The following is a 21,314-nucleotide window of genomic DNA, read 5'->3' as shown; positions in this document are numbered from 1 at the left end:
ATAGAAACCCCAAGCTCATCACGGCCCCAAACGCTGAGACACTGTCCCGGCATCCCCGCCAGACTCACGAGGCCTGCATGAACGACTCTTCCGCCCCGACGTCCTCCACCCCCGCCGCCGACGCGCCCAACCCGCTGCTGTCGACGGCCTCGCTGCCGGACTTCGCCGCCATCGATCCGTCGCACATCCAGCCCGCCGTCAGCGCGCTGCTCGCCGAGGCCCAGCAGGCGCTGGACCGCGTCACCGCGAGCGACGCGCCGGCCGACTATGAATTCCTGTCCCGCACCCTGAACGTCGCCACCGAGCGCCTGGGCACCGCCTGGGGCGCCGTCGGCCACCTGAACGGCGTGGCCAACACCCCGGCGCTGCGCGAGGCCTACAACGCCATGCTGCCGGCGGTGACCGAGTTCTTCACCGCGCTGGGCGCCAACGAGTCGCTCTACGCGACCTACAAGGCGATCGCCGCGCAGCCGGGCTTGTCGCCCGAGCGGACGCAACTGCTCAAGCACGCCACGCGCGACTTCGTGCTGTCGGGCGCCGAGCTGCAGGGCGAGGCCAAGGAGCGCTTCGCCAAGATCCAGGAGCGCGGCGCCGAGATCGGCCAGGCCTTCTCCGAGCACGTGATGGACGCGACCGACGGCTGGTCCTACTTCGCGACCGCCGAGGAGCTCAAGGGCGTGCCGGCCGACGTCGTCGCCAACGCGCGCGCCGCGGCCGACAAGGAGCGCGCCGACGGCAAGACCGTCCCGGAAGGCACGCACAAGCTGAGCCTGCACTTCCCGGTCTACATGCCGGTGATGCAGTACGCCGAGGACCGCGCCCTGCGCGAGCGCCTGTACCGCGCCTACGTCACCCGTGCCAGCGAGCTGGGCGACAAGCCCGAATGGGACAACAGCGCGCTGATGCAGGAGCTGCTGATGCTGCGCCAGGAGGAGGCCAGGCTGCTGGGCTTCCAGAACTTCGCCGAGGCCTCGCTGGTGCCCAAGATGGCGACCTCTCCGGCGCAGGTGATGGACTTCCTGCGCGACCTGGCCGCCCGCGCCCGTCCCTATGCGCAACGCGACCTGGACGAGGCCCGCGACTTCGCCAGGGCGGCGCTGCAGATGGACGAGCTCAAGGCCTGGGACCTGGCCTATGTCTCGGAGAAGCTGAAGGAGGCGCGCTACGCCTTCTCCGACCAGGAGGTCCGGCAATACCTGACCCTCCCGCGGGTGCTGGACGGCCTGTTCCGCATCGTCGACCGGCTCTTCGGCGTGCAGCTGGTGCCGGCCAAGGCCTCGGTGTGGCACGAGTCGGTGCAGTTCTGCGAGCTGCGCCGCGACGGTCAGCTGATCGGCCAGGTCTACCTGGACCTGTTCGCGCGCAACGGCAAGCGGCCGGGCGCCTGGATGGACGAGGTCCGCAGCCGCTGGGCGCGGCCGGACCTGGCCGGCACCGGCGCCGAGCAGATCCCCGTCGCGCACCTGGTCTGCAACTTCCCGCAGGGCGCCGACGGCAAGCCGGCGCTGCTGACCCATGACGATGTGACCACGCTCTTCCACGAGTGCGGCCACGGCCTGCACCACCTGCTGACGCGGGTGGCGGAGCTGGGCGTGTCGGGCATCTCCGGCGTCGAGTGGGACGCGGTGGAGCTTCCGAGCCAGTTCATGGAGAACTTCTGCTGGGAGTGGGAAGTGATCCAGCAGCTGTCCAGCCACGTCGAGACCGGCGAGCCGCTGCCGCGCGCGCTGTTCGACAAGATGCTGGCGGCCAAGAACTTCCAGGCCGGCCTGCAGACGCTGCGCCAGATCGAGTTCGCGCTCTTCGACATGAAGCTGCACGCGGAGCCGGGCTCCGAGACCCGCATCCAGGACCTGCTGGAGGAGGTCCGGGCCGAGGTGTCGGTGAATCCGCCGCCGGCCTTCAATCGCTTCCAGCACAGCTTCTCGCATATCTTCGCGGGCGGCTACGCGGCGGGCTACTACAGCTACAAGTGGGCGGAAGTGCTGTCGGCCGATTGCTGGAGCGCCTTCGAGGAGGAAGGCGTGTTCAATCCGGCGACGGGCCGCCGCTACCTGGACGAGATCCTGTCCATGGGCAGCGTGCGCGACGCGATGGACAACTTCAAGGCCTTCCGCGGCCGCGAGCCCACCATCGACGCCCTGCTGCGCCACCAGGGCATGGCCTGACCCCACGCGGCCACGCGGGCCGCGACAGGCGCCGATCGAGCCCCTCCTCGCGAGGGGCTTTTTCATGGCCGCCCGGACGAGGGGTTCTCCGCAGAGGCGGTGTCACGACTTCGCTGGCAACATCGTGTTCCGGGCGACGGCACCGGACCGTCGCCATCGAGGGAGACATCAGATGCCTTGCGACCGCCCGCTTGATTCATCGCCCGCCCGCGCCCGTCGCCTGAGCGCGCGAGTCCGGCGCGCGCTGAGCGCCGTGCCCCTGCTGGCCGCCGCCGGCGCCGCGATCGCGCTGTCGCCGGTGGCGCCTCCTCCTCCGCCGCCGCCGATGAAGGAAGTGCCCGTCGTGCCGCCCATCGTGCGGCCGCCGGAGCCGCGGCCCCTCCCTCCTCCACCGACACTGCCGCCGGTCAAGCCGCCGCCGCGCGAGCCCGCGCCGCGCTGGATCGCCTTCCGCGCGCCGGAAGCGACCACGCCGATCCGGTTGCGTCAGGTCGACGTGCAGGCCCGTCTCGGCGGCAGCACGGCGGTCACCCGCGTCGAGCTGACCGTCTTCAACCCCAACGCGCGCGTCCTGTCCGGCGAGCTGCAGTTCCCGCTCAACGCCGGGCAGGCGGTGACCGGCTTCGCGCTCGACATCAACGGCGTGCTGCGGCGCGCGGTGCCGGTCGAGAAGGCCAAGGGCCGGCAGGTCTACGAGGACACCGTCCGCGCGGGCGTCGACCCGGCGCTGCTGGAGGTCACCGAGGGCAACTTCTACAAGCTGCAGGTCTACCCGCTGCCCGCCGGCGGCACGCGCCGCGTGGTGCTGGAGATCCGCGAGTCCATCGAGGCGGCCGCCGCCGGCGCCGCGCCGGTGTGGCGCCTGCCGCTGCAGTTCTCGGGCGTGGTCGAGCAACTCGCGGTCGACCTGCGGGTGGACGGGCTGTCGCCGTCGCAGCTGTCGGCCTCCTGGGGCGCGGAACCGCTGACGCCCAGCGCGACGCCGGAGGGCACGCGCCTGAGCCTGCGGCGCGACGCCGCGGCCGCGGCGGGCGAGCTCCGCGTCGAGTTGCCCGCGCGCCTGCCGGCGCCGGTCGTGAGCACCGAGCGCTTCAAGGGCAAGACCTATCTGCTGGCGGAGGTTCCCGTCGACATCGCACCCTGGCCGCGGACCGCGCCGCGCACCGTGGGCCTGGTGTGGGACGCCTCGTCCTCCGGCGCCACCCGCGATCACGACCGCGAGTTCGCGCTGCTCGACGAGTGGCTGCGCCGGCTGGGGCAGGTCGAGCTGCGGTTGAAGGTCGTGCGCAACGATGCCGAGGCGGTGGAGCGCTTCGCGATCCGCGACGGCGACTGGCGCGCGCTGCGGCGCCGGCTCGAGCAACTGCCGTATGACGGCGCGACCGCGCTCGGCGCGATGACCGCGCCGGAGGGCGTCGACCTGACGCTGCTGTTCTCGGACGGCGTCGGCACCTGGGGAACAGGCTCGCTGCCAACGGTCGGCAAGCCGCTGTTCTCGTTCTCCGCATCGGCGGGCGCCGCCGAGTCGGCGCTGCGCCGCGCGGCGGAGGCCACCGGCGGCGCCTACGTCGACCTGCTGTCGACCTCGACCGAGGAGGCGCTGCGCCAGCTCGCGGAGGAACAGCCCCGCCTCCTCGACGTCACCGGCGTCGGCGCGGGCGAGTGGGAGATGAACTCCGTCCATCCGCAAGGCGGCCGGCTGCTGATCGCCGGCGTGATGGCCCAGGCGCAGGCACGGATGAAGCTCACGGTATCGACCGCGAACGGCTCGCCCCGCGTGATCGACGTGCCGTTGCGCGCGGGCGCGCCCGCCACCGAGGCCGGGGCCTCGGTGGCTCCGACCTCGCGGGACCTGGAGCCGGTCGGCCTGGCCGCCTATCGCTGGGCGAGCTTCCGGCTGGCGCGGCTGGACGCCGACCGCGGGATCCAGCGCCAGGCCGTGCGGCGGCTGGGCATGGACTTCGGGCTGGTGACGCGGGAGACCTCGCTGATCGTGCTGGACACGGTGGGCGACTACGTCCGCCACGAGATCGAGCCGCCCGCCGAGCTGCGCCGCGAGTGGGACAGCCTGGTGGCGCAGCGCACCAGCCTGCGGCAGCGTCAGCGGGCGGAGGCGCGGACCGACCTGATCGAGCGCTTCGAGGCGCTCGTGAAGTGGTGGAACGAGACGCCGGCCACGCGTGCCGCGGCGGCGCGTCGCGAGCAACTGGAGGCGAAGAAGGCCGCGCTGGCCGAGGCGCTTCGAGCGCCGCCGGTGACGCCGCCGCCGGAGCGCTCGATGCCGGTGCCCACGCCGGCCCCGGCCGAGCCGCAGAAGCAGGTGCCGGCGCCGATGGCCACACCATCGCCCTCGCCCTCGCCGGCGCCGATGCCCGCGCCCACTGTCGCGGCGCCGGCTCCCGCGCGCGATCCCAACGACGGGGTGCGACGCCCGATCGTGGCGGCGCCGGCCATGGACGCCGCGCAGATGGAGCGCCTGCGCGAGGTCGAGGCCCAATCCCGGCAGCGGTCGTCCTCGTCGGCATCGCCGGCCGCCGCGGCGGCTGCCGCGGCCGCGGCCGCGCGCGGCGACCGTTCCTCGACCGGCGCGCCGGGCGACATCGCGCTGCGCCCCTGGCGCGCCGACGAGCCCTACGCGCGGCGCCTGCGGGCCGCCGCCGACAAGGACCTGTATGCGATCTACCTGGACGAGCGGCCGTCGTACGCGAACAGCTCCGCCTTCTTCCTGGACGTCGCGGACCGCCTGGTCGAGCGCAAGCGGATCGACCTGGCGGTGCGGGTGCTGTCCAACCTCGCCGAGATGGACCTGGGCAACCGGCAGTTGCTGCGCATCCTGGCCTACCGGCTCAAGCAGGCCGGCCGATCGCGCGAGGCGATCCCGGTGCTGGAAGAGGTGCTGCGACTGGCGCCGGACGAGCCGCAGTCCTACCGCGACCTGGGTCTCACCTTCGCCGAGGCCGGCGAGCCGCAGCGCGCGGTGGACCTGCTGGCGGAGGTCGTGAACCGGCCGTGGCAGAACCGCTTCGCCGACATCGAGCTGATCGCGCTGGAGGAGCTGAACGCCATCGCGGAGCGCTCCCGCGCGAAGGGCAAGCCGCTGGACCTGTCGGCGATCGACGAGCGCTTGCGCCGTCCCTTGCCGCTGGCGCTGCGGGTGGTGCTGAGCTGGGACGCGGACAACACCGACATCGACCTGTGGGTCGACGACCCAGACGGCGAGCGCGCGTTCTTCCTGAACCCCAACACGCGCCAGGGCGGACGCATGTCGCGGGACTTCACCGGGGGCTACGGCCCGGAGCAGTTCGAGCTCCGCTTCGCCAAGCCGGGGACCTACACCGTGCGCGCCAACTTCTTCGGCCATCGGCAACAGGTGATCGCGCCGTCGACGACGCTGATGCTGCGACTGTCCACCGGCTTCGCGACACCGCGGCAACAGGACAAGGACATCGTCCTGCGCCTGAGCGGCACCGGCAGCGAGGTGGTGGTGGGGACGATCACGATCAAGTGACGGCGCCGGACTCGCGCGGCAACGATGGGAATCGTGGCCGCGCGGACCGGCTTGCACGCGTTCAGGGGAGAGCAACACCTGACCCGAGTCAGGCCGCGCGAGAAATCCACTGATCGGAGCCAGTACCAAATCGGCTGCACTCGCGCCGGCCGCGAGACCTGATGGCTAGCATCGACCGTCCGATGTTGAGACGCGAGTGTGGCGATGCAATTGACTCTGGCCTGGTGGAACACGGCGCTCTCGCCGACGCGCCGGCGCGATCGCGCGGAGCCGGCGCAACTGGAGGTCGCGGCGGGCGTGATCCGGCGGCTCATCGAAGCGGGCGCGGACCTGATCGTGCTGTGCGAGGTGTCGGAGCACAACATCGATCGCCTCCAAGATCGACTCGGCAAGTCGCTAGGAACACCGGGAACAAGGGCACCTACTTCCATGCCAAGGGCTCCATCACGCGCTGGAGGACCTTCGACCAGATGCTGTTCAGCGCGTCGCTGCTGAACGGACAGTCAGGCTGGCTGCTTCCCGAGGTCGACACCTGCGTGTTTCTCGACCCTCAGCTCGACAAGCTGGTACGCGACCGGGCAAGCATCTTCGACCATCTGCCCATCGTCGGGCGCATTCTCAGGAGTACCGGTCATGAATGATTTCAAGGAGGCCTTGGGCCTCGGACTGCAAGCGGCAGATCGCGCGACGATGGCAAGAGCCGAGATCGAAGCGATCTTCCTGGAACTGAATGCGGCACTCGAGGCGGCGACCGCCGGCCGCGCCAGCATCAAACGGACCAACCTGCCATCGATCGCCAGTCCCACGGCGAGAGCCTTGGCCAACGTGGAACACGGACGGCCCACGGCACTCGCGGTCTTCGGCGGCGGCGATCCTCCTCCGCGACGCGAGATCGCGAAGTGGCGCCAGCCCACGGGTGGATTTCCCTGCACGCTGGTGTGGGAGGAACGAAACGTGCAATGCGACGACGCGGAGGCCTTGCGAGCCGAGCTGATCGACCTCCTGCGATCGCCCACCGTCGGCTACGCCATCAAGTCCATCGTCGGCGTCGATTGATCGTCGGCGGACCGCCTACCGGCTCGCGTCGGCGGCCGGCTTCTTCCACGGCACCGTCTGGATCAGGCGCTTCACCTCGTCCGGCGGCAGGGGCTTGGAGAACAGCGTGCCCTGCGCCGCGGTGACACCGAGTTCCTCGAGCAGCGCGGCCTGCGGCTCGTCCTCCACCCCCTCGGCGAGGGTGCGCCAGCCCAGCGCGCGCGCCAGCGCGACGATGGCGCGCAGCTCGTCGCGGGCGCTCGCGTCGTCGGCGAGGCGCAGGACCAGGCCGCGATCGATCTTCAGCGTGTCGGCCGGCAGGCGCCGAAGCGCCGTGAAGGACGCGCCCCCCGCGCCGAAGTCGTCCACCGTCGCCCGGATGCCCAGCGCCGCGAGCGCGCTCAGCGACTCGGGCCGGGGCGACAGCGGCGTCACGCCGCGCTCGGCGATCTCGAGCCGCAGCTGCGGTCCTTCCGAGCCGCCCCCCAGCGCCTTCGAGGCCTCGCGGACCGCGTCGACGAAGTCCTCGCCGGCCAGCCAGTCCGTGCCGGACACGTTGACCGCGACCTCGCCCCGGAAGCCGATGTCCCGCCAGCGTCGCGCCTGCAGCGCCGCCTCGATCAGCGTCCAACGGCCCAGCGCCGGCATCTGCCCGCTGTCCTCGGCCGCCGGCACCACCGCGTCGGGCATCAGCACGCCGCGCTCGGGCTGGTTCCAGCGCAGCAATGCCTCGAAGCCCAGCAGCGATCGGTCGGACAGCGTCACCACCGGCTGATAGTGCAACTCGAACTCGTGCGCCGCCAGCGCGGGCGCGATGCGCTCCTGCAGCCAGCGGTGCATGGGCAGGAAGCGGGCGGCCACCGCGTCGAACAGGTGCACGTGACCCGCGCCGCCCAGTTGCGCGCGGGCCAGCGCGCTCTCGGCGGCCTTCAGCAGATCCAGCGGACTGAAGTTGGCCTGGCCCGTGTGCGCCCAGCCGGCGCAGGCGGTGAGCCGATGCGCGCCGGTGCGTCCCGAGGCGGCCCCCTCCTCGGGCGTGAGGGCGTCGAAGAGGAAGGGCTCCTCGATGCGCGCGAGCGCCCATTCGGGCACGCGCTCGACCAGCGTGCCGTCGGGCCCGACGCGAAGCTCGAACATCAGCGCGAAGCGATCGACATCCACGCGGGCGAGGACCCGACCCGGCCGGCCATGGCGCGGCATCAGGCGCTGGGCGCATTCGGCCAGCACGGCCTCGCCGATCGCCAGGCCGTGGCGATCGAGGAACTCGCGGAAGCCGTCGAGGCTCAGCATCACCACCGCGGCCGGCACGCCCGGCACCGGCGTCGCCAGGCGCTGGGCGAGCAGCTCGAGGAAGAGCGCGCGATTCGGCAGGCCGGTCGCGTGATCGTGCAAGGCATCGCGCGCCTGCGGCGCGTCCAGCCCGTGGAAGCGGTCGACATCGGCGATGTCGGTCAGCGTGCCGGCGACCCGCACCGCGCGCCCGTCCTGGAAGACGGCGCGACCGCGCACCAGCAGCGAGCGCGATCGGCCGTCATGGCGGAAACGCAGCACGTGATGCAGACGCGGCGCGCGCCCGGCGAGGTGCGTCTCGAGCGCGACGCCGAAGGCCGCGGCGGTCGGCTCGTCGAGCGCCTGCGTGAAGCCGGCCATGCCGTCCACGGCGGCCTCGTCCAGGCCCATCAGCGCGCGCCAGCGGGCCGAGACATCCAGGCGATCGCGTCCGATGTCCCAGTCCCAGAGACCGTCGTCGGCACCGCGCGCGGCCAGCGAAAGACGCTCCTCGTTCGCGCGCAGGCGGCGCGACGCCGACGCGCGCCGCACCAGCGCGGCGAGCGCGCGCAGCAGCAGCGCCATCGCGCTCGACGCCACGATCGCCAGCAGAGGCCAGGCGACGGGCAACAGCAGGCGTTCCTCCTCGAAGACCCATTGCGCGCCGGCGAGCCCGACGCCGATCAGCAGCAGGACGCCGAGCACACCGCGCCAGAGACGCCCGCGAGCCAGCAGCAGCACACACAGCAGCGGGAGCAGGCCCAGCGCCACGAGCGTCGCCGTCGCGGTCCAGACCGGGCGCATCGGCACGCGGCCGGTGAGGATGTTGTCGACCGCGGTCGCGAGGCGCTCCGGCGACGACACGGCGCCGAAGGGCGTGGGGCGGAAATCACCGCCCTCGCCCGCCGTCGTGCCGACGATGACGATGCGGTTGTGCAGCGCCTCCTCCGGCGCGCGGCCGTCGACGACCTCGCCGAAGGACAGCGTGGGGACGCTGCCCGCCGGGCCGATGGCGTTGACGGCCTGCCGGGTCAGCAGATCCACCGGCACCACGAGCGAGCCCCAGCGGATGTCGCGCGACCCGCGCAAGGTGGCCTCGGACCAGGGCTGGCGCATCGCGTCGCCCGCGATGCGCAGGGCCAGTGACGGATAGGCGTGGCCGCCGACGACCAGCGCCGACGCGATCTGACGCGGCGCGCCGTCGGCGTCGCGGAGCTCGAGCCAGTGACCGAGGGAGAAGGCCGCGGCGCGCAGCGGCTCCGGCGGCGCCTGCAGGGCGTCGACCCGCGCGGGACGGCGCGGCTCGCCCTCGACGTGAGCGAAGGCCTGAGCAGAGAGATCCGATGGCGTCGCGCGAGCGGAGGCCGGGGAGCCGGCTAGCGTGGTTGCGCCGGCTGCGTTGGTTGCGCCAGTCGCGCCGGTCCCGGCGGTTCCGGCGGTTCCGGCGGTTCCGGCGGTTCCGGTGGTTCCGGTGGTTGCGTTGTTTGCGCCGTTTGCGCCGTTTGCGCCGGTTCCAACCGTTGCGCTGCTTGCGCCGACTTCATCCGGCACGAGCGGCAGCAGCACGCGGATGCCGCCCCGCATCGCCGCGGCGAGGGCGTCGTCCCCGGTTCCGGAGTCGGTCATGCCCTGGTCGATCGCGATCAGCCGGGGACCGGCGGCGCGCAGTCGCTCGACCAGCGCGGCGAGTTGCTCACGCGTCGGCGATGGGGTGCCGAACCGTTCGGCGCTCCGGTCGTCGAAGGCGACCACCACCACCGGGTAGATGGTGCCCGGGGCAAGCGGACCGCGCCAGCGCATCTGCGCGTCGGCGGCCAGGCCGTCGATCGAGGCCAACGGGCCCGCCTGCGGGCGGGTCATCCAGAGTCCGATGACCGCCGCGGTCACCAGCAGCAGGCCCAGCAGCTGGACCCACGCCCCACGCGACGGCCACCGCGGGCGTCGCGGGCGTCGCGGCGCATCGGTCCCGGTCTGGCGTTGTCCCCTCATGTCATCGAGCTCCCGCTCCGGCGCAGGCCGGCTCGCGGCGATCGTATGCCAAGGGCGCGGGCGCCGATCTCCCGATCAGCGCCCGGAACGGCCGCGAGATCCCGCGGCCGTGACCTGGGGTCAGGGCTTGTCCTTGAAGTCCCCGACCGTGGACACGACGAAGCCGTCCAGCTTGATCCGCTTGCGCCAGGCCTGGTTGACCTGATCGACCGTCGCCGCCTGCACGGCCGCGTCGCGTTGCGCCGCCTGCGCCCAGGTCTCGCCCTGGTCCGCCTGCGTGATCAGCGCCATCGACAGCACGGCGTCCGACGCGCGCGCCTGCCGGCGGCCTTCCAGCACGTCCTTCTTCGCACGCTCCAGCTCCGAGGCGGTGATGCCGTCGCGGGTCAGGCGCTCCAGCTCCTCGCGCACCAGCGTCAGCATCTGCTCACGGTTCTGCGGCGCGAAGGTGCCGGAGATCGTCAGGTCGGCCTCGTCGCCGTAATGCGCGGCCGACAGCGACGCGCCCACCCCGTAGCTCAAGCCCGCCTGCTGGCGGATCCGCACGGACAGGCGGTTCTCCAGCGCGCCGCCGCCCAGGATGTGGACCGCCAGGCTCAGCGGGATGTAGTCCGCATCCCGATCGTTGAGAGGGAAGTCCACCCGCATCTTCATCGCCGCGCTGGTCTTGTCGCGCGCGATCGCGTCGAAGCGCGCGGCCGGGATCACGTCGGCCTTGTCCACCGGCTGGACGAACGCGGGCGCCGACGGCTTCTTCCAGCCGCCGAACAGCTGTTCCACGGCCGTGTCCAGTCCGTCCGGGATCGCGCCGACCACCGACACGCGCGCGTCGTTGGCCGACCAGTAGTCCGCATGGAAGCGCTTGAGGTCGTCCAGCGTCGTCGCCTTCACCGACGCGAGCTGCTCATCGATCGACATCACGTAGTCCGGGTCGCCCAACTTCACGCCGCGGGCCCGGTTGTAGTGGTCACGCGTGGCGGCCTGGCGCAGCACTTCCAGCTCCTGGCGCGAGCCCTCCAGCCCCGCGACCGACGCGCGCTGCAGGCGGTCGAAGGCATCGGCCGGCAGCAGCGGGTGCTGCATCAGGTCGGCCGCCAGGGCCAGCACCTCGATCAGCTTGTCCTTCTCGGTGCTGATGGTCAGCGTCGCGCCCTGGTCCTCGCTGACGACGTTCAGCTCGGCGCGCAGGGCGATCAGCTTGTCCTGCAGCGCCTGCTTGGACACGGACGGACTGCCCTCGCCCATCAGCGCGGCGATCAGGTCGGTGCCGTGATGGCGGAAGGTCTCGTGGCGCTCCCCCCAGCGCAGCTGCATGCGCAGCTCCACCGTGTTGCCGCGCGTCTGCTTGCCCAGCGTCAGCAGCTCGATGCCCGAGGGCAGGCGCTTGACGGCGCTGCGCTCGGCCAGACGCTGCGGCGTGGGGTCGAAGCGCTCGCCCTCCTCCACCTTGGGCGGGCCCTTCAGGTCGGCCAGGCGCTGTTCCAGCGGGGGCGCCACCGGGATCTCCACGCGCTCGACCTGGTCGGTCGGGAAGTAGCGGCCCAGCGTCCGGTTGGCCGGGCGCAGGTAGGCCTTGCGCACGCGCTCGACGTCGGCCAGCGTCACCTTGGGGATGTCCTCCATGAGCTGGAACAGCAGCCGCCAGTCGGTCGCGCCGAGGTTGGAGATCTGCTGGATCAACGCCTCGGGCTGCTTCATCTGTTCACGGTAGGAGACCAGCGCCATGTCGCGCACGCGCTTGAGCTCGGACTCGTCGAACCTGGCCTCGGTGCGGCCTTCGGCGATGTCGAGCAGCTTCTTCTCGACCGCCGCCTCGTCGCCGCCCGGTGGCAGCACGGCGAAGGCGCGCACGCCGCCCGGGTCCGCGTCGCCCAGCCCCTGCAGGCCGGCGGCCAGCGCCACCTTGGGCTCGACCAGCTCCTTGTAGAGCTGGCCGCTGGGCTGCAGCGACAGCATCATGCCCAGCACCAGCAGCGGCGCCGAATCCGGATGGGTGATCGCGGGCACGTGGTAGTAGGCCATCAGCGCCGGCTGACCGCCGACACGGCGGACCACCACGGTGCGCTCGCCGTCCTGCGGCGGCTCGACGGTGTAGGGACGCGGGATGGGCGTCGCGGGCGTCCTGATCGGGCCGAACAGCTGGCTCACGCGCGCCAGCACCGCCTTCGGATCGAAGCGGCCGGCGACCATCAGCGTCGCGTTGTCGGGCCGGTAGTAGCGCTTGTAGAAGGCCTGCAGGCGCTCGATGGGCACGTTCTCGATGTCGCTCTTGGGGCCGATGGTGTCGTGGCCGTAGTTGTGCCAGTCGTAGGCCGCGCCGATGACGCGCTTGTTCAGCACCGCGAAGGGCTGGTTCTCGCCGCGCTCGTACTCGTTGCGGACGACGGTCATCTCCTTGTCCAGGTCGGACTTGGCGATGAAGCTGTTGACCATGCGATCCGCTTCCAGCGTCAGCGCGAAGTCCAGCGTCGCCGGATCGGCGTTGAAGTTGGCGAAGTAGTTGGTGCGGTCCGAGGTGGTCGTGCCGTTGAAGCGCATGCCGCGACGCGCGAAGGCGTCGGAGATGTCCTTGTGCGCGGGCGTGCCCTTGAACATCAGGTGCTCGAGCAGGTGGGCCATGCCGTACTCGCCGGGCGACTCGTGGCGGCTGCCGACGCGGTAGGTGATGTTGACCGTCGTGGTGCTCTGCGCGTCGTCGGGGAACAGCAGCAGCTGCAGGCCGTTGGCCAGGCGGTACTCGGAGATGCCGCCGATCTCCCGCACGAACCGGGCCGAGGCGACCGGACCGGCCGGCGTCGCGCCGGTGCCCTTCGGGGCCTTGGCGGCCTTGGCGGTCGGGGTCGCCCTCGCGTCGAGCGGATCGGCCTGGGCGCCGGCCCAGACGGCGCCCAGCGCCAGCGTCAGCGGGAGCAGCGCCCAGCGGCGCGGAGACATCGAGAACTCGTTCCTCATTGATCGTTCCTGTACCGCGAACGCGCGGCGTCGCGGCGATTGTGGGGGCAGCGCGGCGCGCTCCCGGAGAGCCGCCGGCCGCCTGAAGCCACCCGGCAACACGGATGGCGACTCCCCCCTCTATGTGATCGCGGACGGGCGCCCTCGGCGCCAGCGCGCACGCTCGCCACGAGGCCGCCCGACCGCGCGGGGCTCGGCGGCCGCACAGTGGCCGGACCTTGGCGAGGCGTTCACACCTCGATCACGCGAGGGTGATGCAAGTCCCTGCCGGCGACCAGGGCTTGACGGGGCCCTCGACGACCCGATGGCGGGGTGGCGAGGATGCGGCCTTGTCCGACACGCCCGCGCGCCTGGAGCCGACGCGGCTCCACCGCCGCCGAGCCTAGGCTGATCGCCAGGTTCGCCGGAGAACGTCATGCGCCACTTCCCGCCCCTCCCGCAGGTTTTCCATCTCGGCCATCACGCGGCCGGGCGTCATCGCCCGGCGCATCACGGCGTGGTGTTCTGGCTCTCGCATGCCGCCTTGCTGCTGGCGCTGCTGCTGATCGCGACCGAGGTGTCCGCGCAGCAGGCGGGCGACCTGAAGGCGCGCTACGAGCAGATGGCGCCGCAACTGGCGCACAGCCCCTTCCAGAAGCCGATCGTGCTGAGCTCGGTGGATGACACGCAGCATCCGACCGGCGAGATGCATGCGGTGGTCGATCACGACTTCGGGGCCCTGGCGGGCGCGTTGCGCGACGCGGACGCGTGGTGCGAACTGCTCACCTTGCCGGCCAACGTCAAGAAGTGCGTGGTCGACGACGAGGCGCGGCCCTCGACGCTGCACATGGCGGTGGGGCGCAAGTTCGATCAGCCGATCGAGGACGCGTATGCGCTGGACTTCCGGTTCCAGGTCGTCGCCTCGCGGCCGGACTATCTGCTGGTGGAGATGAGCGCGGCCAAGGGGCCGATGGGGACGAGCGACTATCGGATGACGCTGGAGGCGATCCCGCTGGACGCGCGGCGCAGCTTCGTGCGGCTGCGCTATGCGTATGCCAACAACTTCGCGGCGCGCGTGGCGACGAGCGCCTATTTGGCGACGACGGGACGGGGCAAGGTGGGGTTCACCATCGTCGGCCATGAGGAGGACGGCGCGCCGCGCTACGTCGGCGGGATCCAGGGCATCGCGGAGCGCAACACCATGCGGTACTTCCTGGCGATCGAGTCGTATCTGGATACCTTGCCGGCGCCGCAGGATCAGCGCTTGGACAAGCGGCTGAGGGATTGGTTCGCCGCGACCGAGCGCTATGCGCGGCAGTTGCATGAGCAGCCGCTCGAGGAATACCTCGCGATGAAGCACAAGGAGGCGCGCCGGCAGATGGCGCAGGCGGCGGGGGAGTGACCGAGGTCTGCCTCGAAAGACCCTCACCCCCGCCCTCTCCCGCAAGCGGGAGAGGGAGCGAGAAAGACCGAGCGCTTCCGGCCCCCTCGCCCACTTGCGGGAGAGGGAGCGAGAAAGACCGAGCGCTTCCGGCCCCCTCTCCCGCTTGCGGGAGAGGGTTGGGGTGAGGGTCTTAAGGTCTCGGTCTCGGAATCTGTCTCGCCGCGAACTGGGCCCCGATGAGGATGGAGGCCATGAGCCACAGCGGTGCCGCCGCGACGCTCGCGGTGGCGAGGGCGCCGAAGCCCAGGGGCATGGCGACCGTCGCGCCGTTGGCGGCGAGCATGCGCAGGCCGAGGGCCTGTCCATGGCGATCCGGCGGCGTGACCTGGTGCATGGTCGCGAGGACCATGGGCTGGACCGCCCCCAGCGCGATCCCGAGCACGGCCGATCCGAGCATCAGTCCCAGCGTTCCCGGCAACCACGCATAGACCAGCAGCACGACCGTCGCGACGGTCATGGCGACCTTGAGCGCCCGGATCTCGTCGATGCGATGGGCCCAGCGGACGATGGCCAGGCGCACCAGCGTCGCGGCCGTGGCGAAGCTGCCGAGCACCAGCCCGATGCTGGAGGCCGAGAGCCCCTTCGCGTGACCGACGACGGGCACGACGAAGCTGTGGGCGTCCCAGCAGGAGGACATCGCGACGTTGACGATGAGCAGATGGCGCAGACCGCGATCGCGCAGCAGGTCCCAGGCGGGGCGCGGCTTGCTCTTGGACTCGGTCACCGCGATCGCCCGACGCGGCACCTGCCGCGCGACGCCCCACGCCGCGATCGGCAGCAGGGTCGACAGCACCAGCGCGGCGCTGAAGCCGGCGGTGTCGATGACGATGCCGGTGATCACCGGCGCCAGCGCGTTGGACAGCGCGGGGCCGAGCGCCACCCAGCTGAACACGCGCTTGAGCTGCGAGGCGTCGGCGGCCATCAGTCCGGCCTCGCGCTGGATGGCGACCACGGCGACCGCCACCGCGCCGCCGCAGAGCAGGCAACCGACGGCCATCAGCCAGAGCGCCCCGGCGAGCTGCGCCAGCAAGGCGATCACCGCGCCGCAGAAGGCCATCGCGATGCCGATGCCCACCGGGCGGTGGAAACCGAAGCGATCGGCGAGCCGACCCGCCCAGAGCGACAGCCCCAGCGGCGCGACCGCGAACAGGCTGAGCAGCACGCCGACGATCCAGCCGCCGTAGCCCTGATGCAGGACCCACAGCGTCGCCGCCACCCGCGTCGTCGCCATGCAGGCGTGGACCGCCACCAGCGACGCGATCACCGACGCGAAGCCGGTGCCCGCGTCCTGCGTCGTCGAGCCCGCGGCGGGATCGCTCATCCGGCGACGCCTTCCTCATCGGTGTCCGCGTCGGACTCGGCGCCGAGCTGCAGCACCCGCGTGATCTGGTCCTCGGGCAAAGCCTCGACGGCCTTCAGCTGTCGTGTCATGACTCGGGTCCGGCGCTCGGCCATCTCGATGTTGTTGCTGGCCTCGTCCAACTTCTTCTTCGTCTTGGCCAGCACGTCGCCAAACTTGCCGAACTCGGTCTTCACCGCGCCCAGGATGTCCCACACCTCCGCCGAACGCTTCTCCAGCGCCAGCGTGCGGAAGCCCATCTGCAGGCTGGACAGCGTGGCCAGCAACGTGGTCGGGCCGACCAGCATCACCTTGTGCTCGCGCTGCAGCGCCTCGCTCAGGCCGGGGCGGCGCAGCGCCTCGGCGTACAGGCCCTCGGTGGGCAGGAACAGCAGCGCGAAGTCCGTCGTGTGCGGCGGGCCCAGGTATTTCTCGCGGATGGTCTTGGCCTCGAGCCGCAGCCGCGTCTCGATCGCGCGGCCGGCCAGCTCGGCGGCCGGCGCGTCAGCACGCTCCTGCGCCTCGAGCAGACGCTCGTAGTCCTCGCGCGGGAACTTGGCGTCGATGGGCAGCCAGAGCGGCTTGCCGTCGTCGCGCTGACCCGGCAGCTTGAGCGCGAACTCCACGCGCGCGCCGCTGCCCGGCAGCGTCTCGACGTTGGAGGCGTACTGCTCCGGCGTGAAGACCTGTTCGAGCAGCCCCGCGAGCTGCACCTCGCCGAAGATGCCGCGCGTCTTCACGTTGGTCAGCACACGGTTCAGCGAGCCCACGTCGCGCGCCAGGGTCTGCATCTCGCCCAGGCCGCGGTAGACCTGCTCCAACCGCTCGGCCACCTGCTTGAAGCTCTCGCCCAGCCGCTGCTCCAGCGTGGCGTGCAGCTTCTCGTCGACGGTGGCCCGCATCTGCTCGAGCTTCTTCTCGTTGTCCTGCTGGATCGATTGCAGCCGCGCCTCGACCGTCCGGCGGGTCTCGGCCAGTCCGGCCTCGTTGCGCTGGGCCAGGGTCTGGAGCTGCTCGGTCAGCACGGTGGTCGTGCGCGAGGCCGCGGCGTCCTGCGCCTCGCGGGCCGACGCGGCCTGCTGGGCCAGCGCCTGCTGCAGCTGCGCCAGCTGCACGCGGAAGGCGTCGATCTGCTCGTTCTGCGAGCGCGCCGTGTCGCCGCCCTGCGCCATCAGCGCCTGCTGGAACTGCGTCAGCGTGGTCAGCGTCTCCTGGCGCAGGCCGGCGTTCCCGCGGCCGACCTCCTCGCGCAGGCCGGTGTTCACGCGGCCCAGTTCGTCGCGCAGCGCGCGCTCCAGGCGCTCGAGGCGTTCCCCCGACTGCTGCATCAGCGGGGCCAGCGCCGCCGCGGGGTCGCCGCCGGACTGTCGTCGCAGCAACCTGACGCCGACCGCGATGACGATGAGAAGGAGGAGGGACAGCAGGGCCGCGCCCGCGATGAGCGCGACCATCCAGAAGGGCAGATTCATGCGCCCGATTCTCTCAGCGCTTGAGCACCTCGGGATTCAGCGCCGTGGGCGGCACGCCACCGGTGAGCGCGGCGATCAGGTTGTCGACGGCGAGGTTGCTCATCGCGCGGCGCGTGGCGATGGTCGCGCTGGCGATGTGGGGGGTGAGCACCACGTTCTCGCAGTCGAGCAGCGCCGGATGGACCGTGGGCTCGCCCTCGAAGACGTCCAGGCCCGCGGCGGCGATCGTGCCGGCCTGGAGCTCGACCGCGAGGGCCGCGTCGTCGACGACGCCCCCGCGCGCGATGTTGGTCAGCGTCGCGGTCTTCTTCATCAGCCGCAGCTCGCGCTGGCCGATCAGGTGGTGCGAGGACGCGCTGTAGGGCACGACGATGATCAGGTGATCGGCGCGGCGCAGCAGCTCGTCCTTCTCCACCCATTGCGCGCCCAGCGGCGCTTCCTGATCGGCGGGCAGCCGCGAGCGGTTGTGATACAGCACCGGCATGCCGAAGCCCAGGTGGCCGCGCCTGGCGATGGCCGCGCCGATGCGGCCCATGCCCAGCACGCCCAGCGTCGCGCCATGGATGTCCGCCCCGGCGAACATGGTCACCGCCCATTGCTTCCACTCGCCGCGGCGCAGGAAGTGTTCGCTCTCGGTGATGCGGCGCGCGGTGGCCATCATCAGCGCGAAACCGAAGTCGGCGGTCGTCTCGGTCAGCACGTCGGGCGCGTTGGTCACGATCACGCCGCGCGCGGTGCAGGCCGCCACGTCGATGTTGTTGTAGCCCACGGCCATGGTGCTGACGATCTTCAGCTCGGGACAGGCGTCGAGCAGCCTGGCGTCGATCTTGTCGCCGCCGGCGATGTAGACGCCGGTCTTGCCCTGCAGGCGCCGGATGAGCTCGTCCTGCGACCAGCCGTCGTCGCTGCCGTTGGCCTCGACCTCGAAATGGGACCGCAGCCGGTCGACGACGTCGTCGAAGGTCTTGCGGGCCACCAGGACGCGCGGTTTGCTCATCTCGTTCTCCTTCGGGTCAGGGCAATGCTGAGGAATCGCCGACTGTAGGCAGTCACGACCGCCCGGCGCTGTGGGGATCCACAACGGGCGCTCGCCACGGACGCGGATCGCCCGGCGCGTCACGCCGCCGCTGCGCCCCGGTGCAAGCCCTGTCCCTCTCCGCGGCGACAGCGTGACAGGGCGTCGGGGCGACGCGCGCCCTCCCGCTCAGCGCTCCAGCGGCGCGAGCGCCTTCAGATAGGCCTCGGGCAGTTGCGCGACCGGACGATGCGAGTCGCGCTCGACATAGACATGGACGAAGTGGCCGAGCGCCGCGCACAGCGGCTCGCCCTCGGCGAACAGACCGATCTCGTAGCGGACGCTGGAACGCCCGCGTCGCGCCACGCGGATCCCGGCCTCCACCTGCTGCGGGAAGGCCAGCGAGGCGAAGAAGTTGCAATGGGTCTCGACCACCAGGCCGATGACCTCGCCGGCGTGGATGTCCAGCGCGCCCTGCTCGATCAGCCAGCGGTTCACCGCCGTGTCGAAGAGGCTGTAGTAGATGACGTTGTTCAGGTGGCCGTAGATGTCGTTGTCCATCCAGCGCGTTTGCAGGGCCACAAAAATGGGAAAGTCACTACGATTCAACGGCTGAGGGCGATTTTCATTTTCCTGTGTCATGGACTTATCCGTGAGCTAAGTTTTTGATTCTGTTTGATTGCCGATTTGGACACTTGAGAGTCTGTCCAAGAACCTGCCCAAGCGGCGGACTGTCCAAGCCAAGACTCGTCCAAGACCATGCCCCGCAAGCCCTGTTCAATTCCCCGCTCTAGACCTCGCCCTTGTGGTGGCTTTGTTTGTGGCCTAGTTTTCAGACGGCTTCAGCGACTTCTACCATCTCGTCAAAGTGCTTCTTGTCCACCTCTTCAATCCATTGGAAGATGTTGCCCACAACGCTATGACTCTCCCCCGCAAGGTTCTCCGCTGACTCTTCGGTGATTTCAATCACATCACTGTGAGAATATTTGTTGATGAACCGGTAGATCTTCTCCTTGAGTTCCGCCGTGGTAACGGTGCAGCCCGTTAGTCCAGCATCCATTAGAGCACTCACATCGTTCCGCCCCTTGGGGAACTTGAAGGTAAAGAATGACTCCAGCAGCTTTCTGGCGAGGTTCGCGGTTAAGAATGCCTCATCGCGGTCCAAGGTCGTTTTGGCCTTGTAGGCATAGAGCTTCTTGAAGATGTAGTGATACTCGGAGCCATAATTCTTAAGCGACTCGTCCGCATCAACCAGCAGCGAATGACGGGGAGAGCCTGGCGGGGCATCCAGTCTGTAGAAGAATGCGACGGGTGATTTATTCTTCTTTGCCCTATTTTTGTTCGTCGTCGTAAACCAATCCCTCACCAACTTGAAATAGGTGAAGTTGTGAGTAAGGACAAACAGTTGCTTGGAATCAATGCACTGAGTTTTCAGGAACGAATAGGCATGAAAAAGGTGATTGGAGTCAAAGCTTGAAACAGGGTCGTCCACAACAACAATCGTGTCTGCAATATTGTTTCCGCCCTCCCTAAGCTTGGTGATGAAGTAGACGAAGGCAATCGCTGTCTTCTCGCCTTCGCTCAGATTTCCGTCATGCTCGCCCACCCCATTGCGAATGATCTCGTAGCCCTTCTTCTGCTGATTGAAGCTCAGGCAAAGTTCCGAACGACCGATGAAGCGATGCAGGACATCATTGAATTCCTTGGCTCCGACCGTTTCATTGGATAGCTGAGCCTCAAGGTCGTTGACCTTCATTTGCAGTTCATCAATCGCCTTCTTGTCAGTGTCGGCAGCAGCCTGCAACTCCTTGCACTGCTTCTCATTGCCCGCATAGTCAAACTCTTGGATTTCTGCCGCTGCGAAATGAAGCTCAAGTGCCTTCTTGGCTTTTGAGGTCTCCGCACTGAAGTTGTCGGTTTTGTTGTTATGCTTCTGCACGAGAACCACAAGGGAGGACAACACGGCATTGAAAGCCATCACATCACCCTCAACCACATCCGCAATCTGAATGTCGGTTTTTGCTGGGTCCGTGATTTTGGCTTGGAGGGCTTCCCGCCATCCTTCAATCTGCTGGTCGATTTTATCGGCCGCGGCTTTGTACTCGCCTTCCAGCTTGGTGGCGTCGGCTGCAAACTCCTTATAGAAGCTTGTCGCTACGGGCAGTTCATTCGCGGGTGCACCTTGGGATTGCATCCAAGTCGCAGCATCTTTCAATCTCGTTTGGAAGGCAGTAAATTCCTTGCTGAAATGAGCCGCCAAGGCTTCGGCACGAGCCTTCGTGAACGGCTCGCCGCAAAACTCGCACTTTTCCGAATGATGATGCCCATGGACCTCCAAGCCTTTTTGCACCCAATCACGGATGTCAGGATTTTCAGTGAGTCGCTCAATCGCCTGATTAACGGCGGTCGTGGCAATCAGGTCACGGATACGACCAGCCGCCTTCTTGAAGTAGTCTTCGGGAATGACCGTCGCAAGAAAAGTGACGGTGGGCAGATGGTCGGGCTTGGCTGCATTGGTCAACTCTATGACCTTCTCTCCGCTAAGCACCGAATCTTTGTTTACGACCGCTTGTTCGTTCCCCTCAATGAACTTTGACAGCTTGCGGCGGTCATAGTTGAGGTAGTAGCTATCGCTGGTGTCAATCGCCTGAAGACCAATCTTCATCTTCTTCGCGACACCGGTCAGGAATTTATCCTGTGCATCAGTCTTGATCTTTATGTCGTTCAGCTTGGTGCTGTGAGCAGTTCGCTTTCCTCCAAGCTCAAGCTTCATCTTCTCCAAGGCTTGTAGGTCTTCAATCTTCTCCTTCGCAATCAGGAGGATGCTCTTGACCGACTTATCCCAATCAATGTTGTCACGGATGAAGCTTTGATTGAACACGTGAATATTCAACTGAGAAGCCGCCAAGTTGACTTCAGTGATTGAAGAGCCGTCTTCAAGTGTGATGTTGAATTGCCCCCCCAAGAAGCGGGGAATCAGAGAGCGGCTTTCAAGGCAAGAGAACACATGCGACAGGGTTGATTTGCCTGTGCCGTTCCAACCATAGATGAGGTTGAACTTGCCAAATTGTTGAATACCTGAACCGTTGTAGTCGGCAAAGATGCCGAATTGCCGAAGGCGATTGATGCGATGAATCACTTTTAGAG

Annotated in this window: 12 protein-coding genes; 5 read left to right on the top strand and 7 right to left on the bottom strand. The window is 69.0% G+C overall.

The window, feature by feature from the left end; genetic code table 11:
- Nucleotides 1-77: 77 nt before the first annotated feature.
- The 4 genes from MCHT01_RS02805 (at nucleotide 78) to MCHT01_RS02795 (ending at nucleotide 6,732) form a co-directional block, all read left to right on the top strand.
- Nucleotides 78-2,168, top strand: coding sequence for a M3 family metallopeptidase (locus MCHT01_RS02805; protein WP_067062105.1), 2,091 nt, complete (start codon nucleotides 78-80; stop codon nucleotides 2,166-2,168).
- Nucleotides 2,169-2,340: 172 nt separating this feature from the next.
- Nucleotides 2,341-5,676 (top strand): DUF2135 domain-containing protein, encoded by a 3,336-nt coding sequence (locus tag MCHT01_RS02800; RefSeq protein ID WP_067062102.1) that lies wholly within the window; start codon nucleotides 2,341-2,343, stop codon nucleotides 5,674-5,676.
- A 470-nt stretch (nucleotides 5,677-6,146) separates the two neighbouring features.
- Nucleotides 6,147-6,317: a hypothetical protein gene (locus MCHT01_RS26650; protein ID WP_169806088.1), complete on the top strand. Its 171-nt coding sequence runs from the start codon at nucleotides 6,147-6,149 to the stop codon at nucleotides 6,315-6,317.
- On the top strand, nucleotides 6,310-6,732 hold the full coding sequence (locus MCHT01_RS02795; RefSeq protein WP_067062100.1) for a hypothetical protein: 423 nt from the start codon (nucleotides 6,310-6,312) through the stop codon (nucleotides 6,730-6,732). Before MCHT01_RS26650 ends, MCHT01_RS02795 begins: the two co-directional genes overlap by 8 nt.
- 15 nt (nucleotides 6,733-6,747) lie before the next feature.
- On the opposite strand, the gene MCHT01_RS02790 is transcribed toward MCHT01_RS02795, so the two are convergent.
- Together MCHT01_RS02790 and MCHT01_RS02785 are read right to left on the bottom strand one after the other, a co-directional pair.
- Complete coding sequence (locus MCHT01_RS02790; protein WP_067062097.1) at nucleotides 6,748-9,969, bottom strand: EAL domain-containing protein; 3,222 nt, start codon at nucleotides 9,967-9,969, stop codon at nucleotides 6,748-6,750.
- A gap of 120 nt (nucleotides 9,970-10,089) precedes the next feature.
- Nucleotides 10,090-12,921, bottom strand: a complete 2,832-nt coding sequence (locus MCHT01_RS02785; RefSeq protein WP_067062095.1) for a M16 family metallopeptidase — start codon at nucleotides 12,919-12,921, stop codon at nucleotides 10,090-10,092.
- A 415-nt stretch (nucleotides 12,922-13,336) separates the two neighbouring features.
- Here MCHT01_RS02785 and MCHT01_RS02780 point away from each other — a divergent pair, with 415 nt between their 5' ends.
- Nucleotides 13,337-14,302 (top strand): hypothetical protein, encoded by a 966-nt coding sequence (locus MCHT01_RS02780; RefSeq protein ID WP_067062092.1) that lies wholly within the window; start codon nucleotides 13,337-13,339, stop codon nucleotides 14,300-14,302.
- Between the two features lie 172 nt (nucleotides 14,303-14,474).
- On the opposite strand, the gene MCHT01_RS02775 is transcribed toward MCHT01_RS02780, so the two are convergent.
- The 5 genes from MCHT01_RS02775 to MCHT01_RS02755 form a co-directional block, all read right to left on the bottom strand.
- Complete coding sequence (locus MCHT01_RS02775) at nucleotides 14,475-15,665, bottom strand: MFS transporter (protein ID WP_067062090.1); 1,191 nt, start codon at nucleotides 15,663-15,665, stop codon at nucleotides 14,475-14,477.
- The gene (locus tag MCHT01_RS02770) at nucleotides 15,662-17,152 is read right to left on the bottom strand and encodes a DNA recombination protein RmuC (RefSeq protein ID WP_067062087.1); all 1,491 of its coding nucleotides are present in this window, start codon (nucleotides 17,150-17,152) and stop codon (nucleotides 15,662-15,664) included. The genes MCHT01_RS02775 and MCHT01_RS02770 overlap by 4 nt, the downstream gene beginning before the upstream one ends.
- A gap of 13 nt (nucleotides 17,153-17,165) precedes the next feature.
- Nucleotides 17,166-18,149, bottom strand: coding sequence for a 2-hydroxyacid dehydrogenase (locus tag MCHT01_RS02765; protein WP_067062085.1), 984 nt, complete (start codon nucleotides 18,147-18,149; stop codon nucleotides 17,166-17,168).
- 207 nt (nucleotides 18,150-18,356) lie between these two features.
- A complete protein-coding gene (locus MCHT01_RS02760) occupies nucleotides 18,357-18,809 on the bottom strand; it encodes an acyl-CoA thioesterase (RefSeq protein ID WP_067062082.1) in 453 nt (150 codons plus the stop codon).
- 190 nt (nucleotides 18,810-18,999) lie between these two features.
- Nucleotides 19,000-21,306: an ATP-binding protein gene (locus tag MCHT01_RS02755; RefSeq protein ID WP_067062079.1), complete on the bottom strand. Its 2,307-nt coding sequence runs from the start codon at nucleotides 21,304-21,306 to the stop codon at nucleotides 19,000-19,002.
- Nucleotides 21,307-21,314 lie beyond the last annotated feature (8 nt).

Source organism: Mitsuaria chitosanitabida ATCC BAA-476 = NBRC 102408 (genome assembly GCF_001598255.1).
Classification (GTDB): domain Bacteria; phylum Pseudomonadota; class Gammaproteobacteria; order Burkholderiales; family Burkholderiaceae_C; genus Roseateles; species Roseateles chitosanitabidus.
This window is presented reverse-complemented; position numbering and strand designations above follow the sequence as displayed.